This window comes from Streptomyces sp. NPDC085931, from assembly GCF_044540565.1.
GTDB lineage: Bacteria > Actinomycetota > Actinomycetes > Streptomycetales > Streptomycetaceae > Streptomyces.
Genome location: NZ_JBITSK010000005.1, coordinates 69,599 through 82,924, shown reverse-complemented (window position 1 = coordinate 82,924; position 13,326 = coordinate 69,599). Strand labels below are relative to the sequence as shown.

Sequence of the window (13,326 nt, the reverse complement as noted above, 5' to 3'; positions counted from 1 at the left end):
ACGGCGCGGGACGGGCATTTCACCAGGCCAGGGCCTAACTGCTCGGCTTGGGACTCGGACTGCCGCTGGGCTTGCCGCTGGGCTTGCTCTCGCCGCCCCCGGCTCCCGCGCCGCCGCGGCTCGCCTCGGCCTGCGCGTCCTCAGCCCGCTGCAGCGCGTCCTCCAGGTCCTTCTGCGCGCGGCCGTACGCCTCCCAGTCGTTCTCCTTCAGGGCCTCCTGGCCGGCGTCGAACGCCTTCTGGGCGTCCTCCAGGGCCTGTTGGACCGTCGGGTTCTCGGACGTCGGCGGTGGCGGCGTGTCACCACCCTCGTCCGGCGGCTCGGGAGCCGGCCCCTCCGCTCCGAAGACCTTGTTGAGGGCCTCGTCGAGCGTGTTCTCGAAGGCGGTCTGGCCTCCGTAGGTGACCAGCACCTTGCGCAGCAGCGGGTACTTCAGTCCGCCACCGCGGACGTAGACCGGCTCCACGTAGAGCAGGCCGCCGTCCAGCGGCACCGTCAGCAGGTTGCCGTACTCGACTTCGGAGTCGCCGCCTCTCAGGAGCCTGATGGACTCGGCGATGTCCTCTTGGGAGTTGAACTGGCTCTGGACCTGCTTGGGTCCGTTCACCGTGGTGTTCGTGGGCAGTTTCAGGATTCTGATCTTGCCGTAGTCGGCTGTGCCGGCCTCGGCGTCGACCGCCATGAACGCGCTGAGGTTGTCCCGGCCGTTGGGCGTGAAGGTCGTCGTCAGGGAGAACGCCTGCGCCTTCTGGTCGGGCATCCTCATGCTCAGGTAGTACGGCGGCACCGCGTTGCCCGACCGGTTCGTCGGGTCGTCCGGCACCTGCCACACCTCGCTGCCGCTGAGGAACGTCGTCGCGTCCTTCACGTGGTAGCGCGTGAGCAGCTCCCGCTGGACCTTGAACAGGTCCTGGGGGTAGCGCAGGTGGTCCATCAGCGACTTGGAGATGTCGCTCTTGGGCTCCACCGTGTCCGGGAAGGCCTTCATCCAGGTCTTGAGGACCGGGTCCTTCGTGTCCCACTGGAAGAGCTTGACCTCGCCGGTGTACGCGTCGACGGTCGCCTTCACCGAGTTGCGGATGTAGTTGACCTGGTTCTGCTGGGCCACCACCGCGCGGTTGTCGTTGGCGGCGGTCAGCGAGTCGGCGGTCGTGTCACCGAGGGTCGTGCGCGAGGAGTACGGGTAGCCGTTCGTCGTCGTGTAGGCGTCGACGATCCACTGGATCCGGCCGTCCACGACCGCCGGGTAGGCGTCGCCGTCGATGGTCAGCCACGGGGCGACCGCCTCGACGCGCTCCTTGGGCGTGCGGTTGTACAGGATCCGCGAACCGTCGCCGATGGCGCCGGAGTAGAGGATCTGCGGCTCGCCGAACGCCACCGCGTACGCGGCCCGGTTGACCGGGTTGGAGAGGTTGACCCCGCTGTCGCCCTTGTAGCTGGTGGTCTTCTCTCCGTTGTCGTCGGAGTAGTCGATCTCCTTCTGGGGGCCGCCGACGATCGAGTACGTGTCGGTCTTCTCGCCGTAGTAGATCCGCTGCTCGTACGTGCCGAGCTGGCCCTCGGAGGGCAGGTCGGACTCCGTGAAGTTCGGGCGGCCCTGGGCGTCGGCGCTGGTGCCCTCGGCGGCGACCACGCCGAACCCGTGGGTGTACCGGAAGTGGTTGTTGATCCAGTTCTTCTTCGGGATGCCCGCCAGGTTCAGCTCGCGCAGGCCGATGACCGTGTCCTGCTCCTTGCCGTCCTTGGCGTAGCGGTCGACGTCCAGGTTGTTCGGGAACGCGTAGTAGTTCCTGATCTGCTGGAGCTGCTGGAAGGTCGGCGAGACGATGTTCGGGTCCATGATCCGGATGCTCGCCGTGGCGTCGACGTCGTCGCGGAGCTTGGTCTTGTCCTCGGTCGTGCTCGTGCCCGTGTAGTCGGTGACCTTGGTGCCGTCGATGCCGTAGGCCTTGCGCGTCGCCTCGAGGTTCTTCTCGACGTACGGCGCCTCCTTGGCCTGCTCGTTCGGCTGGACCTGGAACTTCTGCACGATCGCCGGGTACAGCCCGCCGATGAGGATGGCGGAGAGCACCATCAGGCCGAAGCCGATCACCGGCAGCTGCCACGTGCGCCGCCACAGGGTGGCGAAGAACAGCAGGGCGCAGATGACGGCGATGCAGAACAGGATCGTCTTCGCCGGCAGGTAGGCATTGGCGTCGACGTACCGCAGACCGGTCCAGTTGTCGGTCGCCCGGAAGTCACTGGACTTCACCGCGAGCCCGTACCGGTCGAGCCAGTAGGCGACCGCCTTCAGGGCCACGAAGATCCCGATGAGCACGGACAGGTGCCCGGTGGCCGCGGCCGTGGCGCGCGCGCCGGGGCTGGTGACGCGCAGCCCGCCGTAGAGGTAGTGGGTGAGCGCGGCGGCGATCACGGAGAGGATCGCGGCGGCGAAGCCGAAGCCGAGCAGGAACCGGTACCAGGGCAGGTCGAAGGCGTAGAAGGAGACGTCCAGCTGGAACTGGGGGTCCTTCTGCCCGAAGGACACGCCGTTGACCCACATCAGCCAGGTGCGCCACTGGCCGGACGCGGAGGCGCCGGCGATCAGGCCCACCAGGGCGGTGATCCCGAAGAGCAGCCACTTCTTGTAGGGCGCGATGCTCATGCGGTACCGGTCGAGGTTCTGCTGCTCCATCGACATGGCGCTCAGCGGCGGCCGCAGCCGGTGCGCCAGCCAGATGTTGACGCCGACCGCGACGGCCATCAGCAGGCCGAAGACGAAGAAGAGTCCGATCTTGGTCCACAGGGTCGTGGTGAAGACCGACGAGTAGTTCACCGACCGGTACCAGAGCCAGTCCGTCCAAAACCCCGCGAACATGGTGAACGCCATGCCGAGGACGGCCAGGACGCCCAGCGTCATGAGCAGGGTCCGGACACGCCGGGACGGGCGGCCCACTCTCATCCGCGGCCCTGTCGGGCCTCCGCCGCGGTCCGGCATCTGGAAAGCCAAGGTGCGCACCTCGAAGTTCGCTGTTGATTCGTCGGGCCCGCGTCTTCACGGGCCGTCCGCGGCCCCCGTGATCGTGGGCCCCCACCTATGCAACTTACTCACCGTTTACTCGGTTCCCGATTCCGGCCAGGAACGAGAGAGGATTGTGACCATGTCCAACACTCCCATGGCTGCGAACCCGCTCACCCGGGCCGTGCTCGAGATCGACGAGTACGTCTCCGGCCTCGGCTGGGACCAGCCGGCCCGCCTTTTCGCCCTCGTCGACACCGCACGGCTGCGAGCCGAGCAGCCCTCGCTCGCGGACCGGCTCGGTCTGGGCGAGGAGCCGGAGAACTCCGGCCTCACCCCGATCGAGCAGGACGAGGTGCCAACGGGCAAGCCGCTCGACGAGTTCCTCGCCACCATCGCCTGGCCCGACGCGGTGGCCGGCTGCGCCCTCGCCGTGGAGCGCCTGATGCTGCCCCCGTCCGCCGAGGCCCAGGTCCCGAAGGACCTGAGCGGGGCGGCGCTGACGAAGTGGGTGGCGGAGCACCCGGACCGCCAGGAGGTCCGGATGACGGTCGGGGTGCTGCGCGACGGCTCCCGCGACTCGGCCCTGCGGCTGCGCGAGAAGGACTCGCCGACCGAGGTGCTGACCGGATCCGACCTGGTGCCGGGCCTGGCGGAGGCGCTGTCCGCGACGTTCGAGGACTAGGGCCCGCCGTTTGGATCAGGTCGCAGGAAAGTGACGGTCCTGTTCAGCGACGGGGAGCGCGGTCTGGTGCGTGATCCGAACGACAGGCCCTCGCCCGCGGGCTTCGGGGCCCGGACCGCCGGGCCCCTCTCCGGCTACTTACCGCACCGCGGAAGGTCCGCGGTGTCGCCGCCGCGGATGTCCTTCAGAGCGCCGAGGGCGTCCTGGATGGTGTCGACCTTGACGAGGGTGAGGCCTTCCGGGGTGTCCTTGGCGGCGGCCGCGCAGTTGTCGGCGGGCGTCAGGAAGTACCGGGCGCCCTTCGCCCGCGCGCCGACGGTCTTCATCTCGATGCCGCCGATCGGGCCGACCTTGCCCTGGTCGTCGATCGTGCCGGTGCCGGCCACGAACCTGCCGCCCGTCAGGCTGCCCGGTGTGAGCTTGTCGTAGATGCCGAGCGCGAACATCAGACCGGCGCTCGGTCCGCCGACGTCGGCCAGCTTGATGTCGATGGTGAACGGGAACGTGTGGTCGGTCCCGGCGGAGATGCCGACGATGGCGCGCTTCTCCCCCGCGTCGTCGGACGTCGTGGTGGTGATCGTGATGTCCTCGGTCCTGGTCGGCGTCCGCTTCTCCTTCTCGGCGGCGGCCTGTTCCTTGGCGGGCACGATCGTGAAGCGGACGTCCTGGCCGGGCTTGTGCTTCGTGACCAGCTTCGCGACATCGGCCGGCTGCTTGACCGCCGTGCCGTCGACGGCCTTGATCACGTCTCCGGCGTGCAGCTTGTTCTCGGCCGGGGATCCCTTGACGACCGTGGAGACGATCACCCACGACTTCACCGGGACATCCAGCTCCCTCAGGGCGGCGACCTTGGCGCTCTCCTGGGACTGACTGAACTCCTCGGCGTTCTCCTGGGTGGACTGCTCCTCGGTCTTGCCGTCCGGGTAGAGCGTCTCGTGCGGCACGACCTTGTTGTCGTGCGCGAGCCAGCCGTAGACGGCCTCGACCAGGTTCATCCGGTAGTCGGCGCTCGTCACCCGCACCGTGGTCATGTTCAGGTGGCCGGTCGTCGCGTACGTCTTGCGCCCCGAGATCTGCAGCACCGGCTCGCCGTCGTGATCGCCGAGCGTGTTCACCGTCGGCCCCGGGGACATCTCCGAGTACGGCACGGGGATGAACACTCCCGCGCACAGAAGCGCGATCAGCATCAGGGTGGAGGCGAGCATCGTCGCAGTGCGGCGTGGCATGACTCGACAGTACGGGACGGTCCTGTCAGCGCACCGTCAGGGCCGCCCGTACGGGGCGGCCCTGGGCGTGAAGACGCTTGTGACCTGCTGCTTTCCGACCGTCAGGCACCCGGCCGGGGCTTCTCCATGGCCTCGCGGAAGCGGGCGTAACCGACGAGTTCCGGGCCGTCGCCACGGATCTTGCGGGTCCGGTTGGCCCAACTTCCCCACAGACCGGCGCCGATCGCAGCCACAAGCGGAATCAGCAACCAGGCGAGCGCCGCCATGCCGACCTCCAACCCCATCGAGCGTCCGCGAACTGACTGATCAGCAGATTAACCATCCGCAGTGACAACGCTCACGCCGGGGGTGCGGTTACGCAACCGGAATTCGCCTTGCCGGATCAGCAGGCGCCGACCCACTCCTCGGTGCCGTCGGAGAACCGCTGGTGCTTCCAGATGGGCACCTCGTGCTTGAGGTCGTCGATGAGCTTGCGGCAGGCCTCGAAGGCCTCACCGCGATGGGGGCAGGAGACGGCGACGACCACGGCGAGGTCCCCGATCCGCAGGTCACCCACGCGGTGCACGGCCGCCAGCGCCCGCACGGGGAACTCGGCGGCCACCTTCTCGGCGATCCGCCGCATCTCGGCCTCCGCGCTGGGGTGGCACGAATAGCCCAGCTCCGCCACGTCGGCGCCGCCGTCGTGGTTGCGCACGGTGCCCACGAAGAGGGCGGTGCCGCCGGAGGCGTCGTCGCCGACGGCGCGGAACACCTCGTCCACGGACAGGGGCGTGTCCCGGATCCCGATCAGCTTGACGGGGTCCTGCGCGGCCCGCTCACCGGGGTGATCGCTCGTGGATGCCATGGCCCCATCGTGCCGCACGGGACGGACAGCACGAAATAGAGCTATCGACCGGCACGCACGCGTGGAGGTTGGAGTCTCCTACAGGGTCCTGCCGCCGGGCCGTCCCCCGGATCGCCGCAGGCGCGTTCCTCAGATCCGGCGGCGTGCCTTCCGGGCCCGTCGCACCACCGCCGCCGCGCCCAGCAGCGCGACCGTCGCGCCCGCGGCGCCCGCGGCCGTCGCGTCCTTGCGGCCCAGGCGCCGTCCCGCGACCGTGTGCCGGCCGGAGACCTCCTCCAGGAGTTCCGCGAGGACCTCCTCGTTGGTGTACCGCGGCCGCCACCCGGCCTCGTGCAGCCGGCTGCCGCTCACCACCCAGGGGTACATCGTGTAGGCCAGGTCTCCCGCCGGGGAGGGCGTGAGGCCGATCCGGTGCAGCCGTGCCGCCGCCCCCAGGGCGACCGCCGACGGCAGCTCCATCCGGCGGATCCCGCTGAGCTCCTCGACCTCCTCCTGCTCCAGCCACCCGTCGCACCCGACGGCGAGTTCCCCGTCGACCTTCTCCAGGACGGCGTACTCCAGCGCGCTGCACAGGTCCTCGACGTGGCAGAACTGCCACGCGGGCCGCGACCCGGCGACGACCAGCAGCCGGGGCGACTCGAAGTACCTGGTCAGGGCCGTGTCGGTGCCGCCGACCAGGACGGCCGGCCGCACCACGGTGACGTTCAGTCCGGGGTGGGCACGGGGTGCCCGCCGTGCCAGCCGCTCGATCTCCAGCAGGTCGCCGACGCCCGTGGCCTCCGCGGTGGCGCGCAGTTCCGCGTCCTCCGACAGCGGCAGCTCGTTGTCCGGCAGCGCCCCGTAGACCATCGACGAGGTGCACAGCACGACCCGGTGCACTCCGGCCGCCGCGGCCGCGGTCAGCACGGTCTGCGTCCCCCGTACGTTGTAGGCCGTTCGGGCGGCCGCGTCGGTCTCCAGGTCGAGGTCCAGCGCCAGGTGCACCACGACGTCGGCGCCGCGCAGCTTGTCGGCGATGGCCGGATCCCGTACGTCGAGGATGTGCCACTGCGCGGCGGCGCACTCGCCCCGCCGTTCGTCGATGGCCAGCACCTGTCTGACCTCGTCGGACGCCGCGAGCTGCTCGGTCAGCAGCGCGCCGACGCCGTACGCGGCGCCGGTGACCGCGACGACGGGGCCGCGCCCCGCGGGACTCGCGGAACGGGTTGACTGGTTTCGCGCTGCGCGAACCTGCGGATCTGGGGAACTCACCGGGCGTCTCCAGCGGTTGTCTTCAGTACGAGCGCGAGCGACGCGTGCGTACCAGGTGGCATCCATCCTGCCGCAGGCCGTCAGTCGGCGAAGCACCGAGGCCCGATCCGCCCCGGGTGTCTACGCTGGGTGGTGTTGTCGGGCAGCCGTGCCGCCGGAAAGAACCGGCGGCCTTACCAGCCGAGGAATCCCGTGAGTGACACCCCATTCGGATTCGGCCTTCCGCCGGAGGAGCCGGACGACGGCGACGAGGGCAAGAAGAAGGACCAGCAGAGCGGTGGTGGTCAGGGACCGGCCAACCCGTTCGGCTTCGGCGGCCTGCCCGGAGCCGGAGGCTTTGGCGGCGGCCCCGGTGGCCCCGGTGCGGACAATCCGTTCGCAGCCATGTTCGGCTCTCTGAACCCCAACGACCTGGGCGCCGCGTTCCAGCAGCTGGGCCAGATGCTCTCCTACGAGGGCGGCCCGGTGAACTGGGACATGGCCAAGCAGATCGCCCGCCAGACGGTCTCCCAGGGCTCCCCCGACGGCACCAAGGACACCAGCGTCGGCCCCGCCGAGCGCCGGGCCGTCGAGGAGGCCGTCCGCCTGGCGGACCTGTGGCTCGACAACGCCACGTCCCTGCCGTCCGGCGCCGGCTCCGCCGTGGCCTGGAGCCGCGCGGAGTGGGTCGAGGCGACCCTGCCCGCCTGGAAGGAGCTGGTCGACCCGGTCGCCGAGCGCGTCGGCACCGCCATGGGCGACGTCCTGCCGGAGGAGATGCAGGCCATGGCCGGCCCGCTGATCGGCATGATGCGCTCGATGGGCGGCGCCATGTTCGGCACGCAGATCGGGCAGGCCGTCGGCGTGCTCGCGGGCGAGGTCGTCGGCTCGTCGGACATCGGCCTGCCGCTCGGCCCGGCCGGCAAGGCCGCGCTGCTGCCGGTGAACATCGAGACGTTCGGCAAGGACCTGAGCGTCCCCCAGGAGGAGGTGCGGCTGTACCTCGCCCTGCGCGAGGCGGCCCACCAGCGCCTCTTCGCGCACGTGCCGTGGCTGCGCTCGCACCTGTTCGGCGCGGTCGACGGCTACGCCCGCGGCATCAAGGTCGACACGGCCAAGCTGGAGGACGTGGTCGGCCAGTTCGACCCGCAGAATCCCGAGCAGCTGCAGGAAGCGCTCCAGCAGGGCATGTTCCAGCCCGAGGACACGCCCGAGCAGAAGGCCGCCCTGGCCCGTCTGGAGACCGCTCTGGCGCTCGTCGAGGGCTGGGTGGACGCGGTGGTCCACGCGGCCGCGAAGCCCCGGCTGGGGTCGGCGGACGCGCTGCGCGAGACGCTGCGCCGCCGCCGTGCCTCGGGCGGCCCGGCCGAGCAGACGTTCGCCACGCTGATCGGGCTGGAGCTGCGCCCGCGCCGGCTGCGGGACGCCTCCCGGCTGTGGGCCTCGCTCACGGACGCGCGCGGCGTCGACGGCCGGGACGCCCTGTGGCACCACCCGGACATGCTGCCGACGGCGACCGACCTGGACGACCCGGACGGCTTCGTGCACCGCGAGCAGATCGACTTCTCCGAGCTGGACAAGATGCTCGGCGAGGCGGCGGACCAGCCCGACCTGCGCAAGAAGGACGAGGGCGAGGACAAGGGCAAGGGCGACGACGCCGGGTGAGCCTGTACGACGACGCGGTCCTCGTGCTCAAGGACTACGAGGACCAGCCCGAGCTGCGCCGGCTCTACCTCGACCACCTGGCCGACCACCCGGACGGCCTCTGGAAGGCCTGCCGGGCGGGTCACATCACGGCGAGCGCCCTGGTGATCGACCCGGCGGGCGGCCGGGTGCTGCTCACCCTGCACCGCAAGCTGAGGATGTGGCTGCAGATGGGCGGCCACTGCGAGCCCGGCGACGCCACGCTGGCGGCAGCGGCCCTGCGCGAGGCGACGGAGGAGTCCGGCGTCTCGGGGCTGACGCTGCTGCCGGGCGGCCCGGTCCGCCTGGACCGGCACCCGATCCCGGCGCCGTGCCACTGGCATCTGGACGTCCAGTACGCCGTCGTGGCACCCGCCGGCGCCGCGCACGCGGTCAGCGACGAGTCGCTCGACGTGCGCTGGTTCCCCTACGCCGAGGTGGCGGACGTGGCGGACGACTCGGTGGTACGGCTGCTGGAGTCGGCACGCGCGAGGCTCGCGGAGTGAGCCGGTGAGGGGGCGGCCGCGAAGCCGGCCGCCCCCTCAGGGGCACGGGGAACCGCGCGACCAGGCACGACCGGCCCGCGGCCGACACCGATCCGCGGGCTCCCGCACCCGATCGGCCCAACCAGGAGCACTCAGCTCCAGACGTTCCCCTGGTTCTGCCCCCGCGCCCCCTGCTGGCCCATGCCGTACTGCGCGGCGAGGCCCGAGCCGATCTGGGCGTTCTGCGGCGGCAGCAGCTCGCTGGGCTGGACCAGCGCGAAGCCGGTGCCCATGAAGCTCAGCTCCCAGCCCTCGCCGGTGTTGCCGCGGCGCCGCCACACCCCGGAGGAGTGCGTCTGGGCCTGCATCTGCACGCGCAGGCCGGTCGACCAGGCGACGATCGCGTCGGCGTCGCAGTTGACGTACTTGTCGGGCGTCACCTGCAGCAGCAGCGGCATGCCCGAGGTCATCAGCGCGACCTTGCCCCGGCCGGAGATGTTGAGCTGGTACTTCCCCGAGCCGGAGATGCCGTAGAGGCTGTCCACGGCGATGACCTCGTGGTGCAGGGAGGAGTCCATCGCCAGCACGTAGCTGCTGTCGACGGTGAGGCCGTCCTGGTCCACGTCCATGACGTGGACGTGCTGCTTGAGATTGGCGAGGTAGACCGTGCCCTGCCCGTGGCAGCGCATCAGGTCGAGGCCCTCACCGGTCTGCGCACGCGCGCGTGACTGCTGGTTGCTCTGGAACTCGGCGTCGAACTCGACGAGGCCCTGGTAGGCGACCATGGTGCCCTTGCGGGCCAGGACGTCGTCGTGACCCTCCAGGGCGACGCGCAGCATCTGCTTGTTCTGCAGACTCCAGCGTTCCTGGGTCTGCTGCTCGTTGTAAGCGAAAATCGGGCTCTGCATGACGTTCTGGCTCCCCCTCAGCCCCGGAACCGGAGGCGGTCGGTGCTGTCCTCGCTGGGCTGGACGACGACGATGCCCTGACCGGAGAAGGCCATCTGGTAGGCCTCGCCGCTGCCGCGGCCGATCAGCGACTGCGCCCGGAAGCTGCGCTTGCCCTTCACCTTGAGGTTCGGGGACCAGGCGACGAGCGCGTCCGGGTCGACGTACGTCTCGTCCTCGCCGCCTCCGCAGTCGACGACGATGGGCTTGCCCCGGGAGGTCAGCGCGACCCAGCCCTGCCCGGAGATCCGCGTGTTCCACAGGCCCTGGCCGGCGAACTTGGCCAGGCCCTTGACCCGCTCCACGCCCCAGGTGAGGTGGGCGTCGAAGGCGAGCAGGTTGGTGGCGTTGACGGAGATGCCGTCGCCGTTGAGGTTGATCACGACGACGTTCGCCCCGTAGTCGGCGAGGTAGAGCAGACCGTCGCCGGAGCACTTCATCAGGGGCGCGCCCTCGCCGGTCAGCCAGTCCTTGGCGATCTGGCGCACGGCCGGCGGGTTGGGCTCGTACTGGACGAACCCTTCGTAGGCGACCATCGACCCCACGCGCGCGAGGAGGTCGTTGCCGGTCTGCATGGCGACCTTCAGCATGTGGTTGCCGTGGTTCTCCATGCGGGCGGTGACGGGTGCGGGGGCGTGGCCCGCGAGCTGCTGTGTCATGACGGGCTCCCTCAGACCTCGTACGGCTGGACGACGATGAAGTTGCCGGGTGCGCCCCGGAACTGGAGGTTGACGCTCTCGCCGGTGTCGCCGGGGTAGGCGTTGCGGCGCATGCGCACCTGGCTGGAGACGACGACCTGGGCGGCGGCCGACCAGGCGACCACGGCGTTGCAGTCGGCGAACGTGGTGGGCGTGACGGGCAGCACCACGGGGGTGCCGTGCGTCTTCACGACGATCGTGCCGGTGCCCTGGAACTGCATGGTGAACAGCGCGCCGCCGGGGATGCCGTGGCCCTCGATGCGGCGGACCTCGTACTGGAGGCTCTCGTCGAACGCGAGGACGTTCTCGGCGGAGACGCAGATGCCGTCGCCCTGGAGCTCGATCGGGTGCAGCATGGTCGAGTTCTCGGCGAGGAACACCTGCCCCTGGCCGGTACAGCGCATCAGCTGCATCTCCTGGCCGGTCGCGTTGCCCACGATCCGGCCGGCGAAGCCCGCGCCCTTGTAGCTGAAGTCGACCTTGCCCTGGTAGAGCACCATGCTGCCCTGGCGGGCCAGCACGGGCTGTCCACCGATGCCGAGGTCGACCCGGACGAGCTTCTTGTTCTGCTGCGTCCAGCGCTGCCCGGTCGGGGTCTCCTTGAACTGCTGGAGCGCGGCGGCCACGCCGGGGCCCTGCCCGGCACCGGTCTGCGGGACGCCCTGCGGCGGCACCCCGTGCGGGGGGAATCCGGGCTGGGGAACGCCGTGCTGGGGGGCTCCGTAGGGCGCCTGGCCGAACGGCGGCTGCTGGCCGTAGCCGGGCGGCGGGGTGGGCTGGCCGTAACCCGGCGGCGGGGCGGGGGCCTGGGGTACCTGCGGCTGGCCGTAGCCGGGGGGCGGCGGGGCCGTCTGGCCCGGGGCCTGGCCGTACTGCGGCGGCTGGGGCGGCTGCTGGCCCGGCTGGCCGTAGCCGGGCGGCGGCGCGGGAGCCGGGGGCGGGACCGGGGAACCGGCGGGCGGGGTGTGCATGGGCGCGACGATGGTCGGCGCGGCGTGCACCTGGGACGCGGGCGCCGGGGCCGGCGGAGGAGTAGCACCGGGCGGGACGGCTCCGGACGGAGTGGCACCGGGCGGGGGCGCGAAGCCCTGCGCGGCGGGCCCGGGAGCTGGGGCGGGCGCGGTCGGAGGCGCCGGGGCGGGTGCAGGGGCCGGGGCGGCGGGGGCCGCGAAGGCGGGCGGGGCGAAGCCCGGGGCGGCACCGCCCTGAGCCTGCTGCGGAGCGGGCGCGGGCGCCTCCTCCTCGGCCACCTCGCCGCCGAAGTTCTTCAGCAGCGCGTCCAGACCGCCGTCGAAGCCCTGCCCGACGGCGGCGAACCGCCACACGTCCTTGAGGTAGAAGTCGCCCAGCATCACAGCCCGCTCGGTGGAGAACTCCGAACCGCTGAAGGAGTAGCGGGCCACCTCCTCGCCGCCCGCGACGATCCGGATGTACCCGGGGCCGATCTGCGACATCTGCCCGGCACCGTCGATCGTCGCCGTGAAGGACAGCTTCTGGATCTGCGGGGGGATCCGGTCGAGCGTGACGCGGAAGGACTCCGTGTCGCCCGCCTGGGCACCCAGGAGCTGGATGGCCTCCTCGGGGGACTTCGGCTGGTTGAAGAAGACGAAGTACCGGTCGTCCGAGAGCCGTTCGTCGGCGTCGAGGCCGAAGCAGCTGATGTCGAAGCTCAGACCGGGGCCCGAGATCTGCACGCCTACGTACAGATCCGTGCCCGCGGTGAGGTCACTGATCCTGGCCTTGTGGCCGCGTTGGAATTCCCTGGCCATGCGTAACGACCGTCCCCCATCCAGAACGTGAGTGCGTCGCGCCAGGCTAACGGCAAATCCGGACATCGGAAGACGTCGGTACAGAGCCGGTACAGAACGCGCGCCGAGCCGTATCGGCTGCTCGCTCACGCAAAGCGGTCACTCACCCCGCGGGCTCTCCCCGCGCGCCCCGGGCACGTGAGGCAGCCGCTCGGCGGCGACCACGCCCTCGAGATAGCCCCGGGCCCGCTCCGTCCTCGGGTAGGCCTCCAGCAGCCGCCAGAAGCCGGGCCCGTGTCCGGGGACGAGGAGGTGGGCCAGTTCGTGGAGGAGGACGTAGTCGACGACGTACTCGGGCATGCCCTGCAGGCGGTGTGACAGACGGATGCTGCCGTCGGACGGGGTGCAGGACCCCCAGCGGGTGTTCTGGTTGGTCACCCAGCGCACCGAGGCCGGCCGGGCCCGGCCGTCGAAGTACTGCTCCGAGAGCCGCCGGGCCCGCTCGGACAGCTCGGCGTCCCCGAGGGCCCGCCTGCTCTCCTGGGCGGCCAGCTTGGCGAGCATGACGTTCACCCAGCGCTGCTCCTCCGCCGCGGACATGCGGGCGGGGATGAGCACCACGGTGCGATCGCCCTCGCGGTACGCGGAGACCGTCCTGCGTCGGCGGGGACTCCTGCGGACCTCGATCGCGCTCGCCCCCGAGCCGCTCGGCGGCTGGCTCGTCGTGCTGCGCTGTGGTTTTCCGGCGCTGTGCAGTGGGTCGGCGGGCACGCCCCGACGTT

The 13,326-nt window shown here is 70.9% G+C and carries 12 protein-coding genes; 3 read left to right on the top strand and 9 right to left on the bottom strand.

Annotation, left to right across the window (positions count from 1 at the left end):
* Positions 1–34: 34 nt before the first annotated feature.
* Positions 35–2,977, bottom strand: coding sequence for a UPF0182 family membrane protein (locus ACIGAN_RS11545; RefSeq protein ID WP_365087709.1), 2,943 nt, complete (start codon positions 2,975–2,977; stop codon positions 35–37).
* Between the two features lie 163 nt (positions 2,978–3,140).
* Between ACIGAN_RS11545 and ACIGAN_RS11540 the strand changes: the two genes are divergently transcribed.
* On the top strand, positions 3,141–3,683 hold the full coding sequence (locus ACIGAN_RS11540; protein WP_365087673.1) for a PPA1309 family protein: 543 nt from the start codon (positions 3,141–3,143) through the stop codon (positions 3,681–3,683).
* A gap of 134 nt (positions 3,684–3,817) precedes the next feature.
* Here the strand turns inward: ACIGAN_RS11540 and ACIGAN_RS11535 are convergent, their stop codons facing one another.
* The 4 genes from ACIGAN_RS11535 to ACIGAN_RS11520 form a co-directional block, all read right to left on the bottom strand.
* Positions 3,818–4,909, bottom strand: a complete 1,092-nt coding sequence (locus ACIGAN_RS11535; protein WP_365087674.1) for a YlbL family protein — start codon at positions 4,907–4,909, stop codon at positions 3,818–3,820.
* Between the two features lie 101 nt (positions 4,910–5,010).
* Positions 5,011–5,175 (bottom strand): hypothetical protein, encoded by a 165-nt coding sequence (locus ACIGAN_RS11530; protein WP_365087675.1) that lies wholly within the window; start codon positions 5,173–5,175, stop codon positions 5,011–5,013.
* A gap of 116 nt (positions 5,176–5,291) precedes the next feature.
* Positions 5,292–5,753: a molybdenum cofactor biosynthesis protein MoaE gene (locus tag ACIGAN_RS11525; RefSeq protein WP_094057152.1), complete on the bottom strand. Its 462-nt coding sequence runs from the start codon at positions 5,751–5,753 to the stop codon at positions 5,292–5,294.
* 129 nt (positions 5,754–5,882) lie between these two features.
* Positions 5,883–7,004: an SDR family oxidoreductase gene (locus ACIGAN_RS11520; RefSeq protein WP_365738817.1), complete on the bottom strand. Its 1,122-nt coding sequence runs from the start codon at positions 7,002–7,004 to the stop codon at positions 5,883–5,885.
* A 192-nt stretch (positions 7,005–7,196) separates the two neighbouring features.
* On the opposite strand from ACIGAN_RS11520, the gene ACIGAN_RS11515 reads away from it, so the two are divergent.
* Together ACIGAN_RS11515 and ACIGAN_RS11510 are read left to right on the top strand one after the other, a co-directional pair.
* The gene (locus ACIGAN_RS11515; protein WP_399856889.1) at positions 7,197–8,648 is read left to right on the top strand and encodes a zinc-dependent metalloprotease; all 1,452 of its coding nucleotides are present in this window, start codon (positions 7,197–7,199) and stop codon (positions 8,646–8,648) included.
* Positions 8,645–9,172: an NUDIX hydrolase gene (locus tag ACIGAN_RS11510; RefSeq protein WP_399856887.1), complete on the top strand. Its 528-nt coding sequence runs from the start codon at positions 8,645–8,647 to the stop codon at positions 9,170–9,172. Before ACIGAN_RS11515 ends, ACIGAN_RS11510 begins: the two co-directional genes overlap by 4 nt.
* Positions 9,173–9,303: 131 nt before the next feature.
* On the opposite strand, the gene ACIGAN_RS11505 is transcribed toward ACIGAN_RS11510, so the two are convergent.
* The 4 genes from ACIGAN_RS11505 to ACIGAN_RS11490 form a co-directional block, all read right to left on the bottom strand.
* Positions 9,304–10,059: an AIM24 family protein gene (locus ACIGAN_RS11505; protein WP_365087678.1), complete on the bottom strand. Its 756-nt coding sequence runs from the start codon at positions 10,057–10,059 to the stop codon at positions 9,304–9,306.
* 17 nt (positions 10,060–10,076) lie between these two features.
* Positions 10,077–10,757 carry an AIM24 family protein gene (locus tag ACIGAN_RS11500; protein WP_365087679.1) on the bottom strand — a complete coding sequence of 227 codons (681 nt, stop codon included), beginning with the start codon at positions 10,755–10,757 and terminating at the stop codon, positions 10,077–10,079.
* 11 nt (positions 10,758–10,768) lie between these two features.
* A complete protein-coding gene (locus tag ACIGAN_RS11495) occupies positions 10,769–12,565 on the bottom strand; it encodes a TerD family protein (protein ID WP_399856885.1) in 1,797 nt (598 codons plus the stop codon).
* A 138-nt stretch (positions 12,566–12,703) separates the two neighbouring features.
* On the bottom strand, positions 12,704–13,315 hold the full coding sequence (locus ACIGAN_RS11490) for a M48 metallopeptidase family protein (RefSeq protein WP_365738825.1): 612 nt from the start codon (positions 13,313–13,315) through the stop codon (positions 12,704–12,706).
* Between the last annotated feature and the right edge of the window lie 11 nt (positions 13,316–13,326).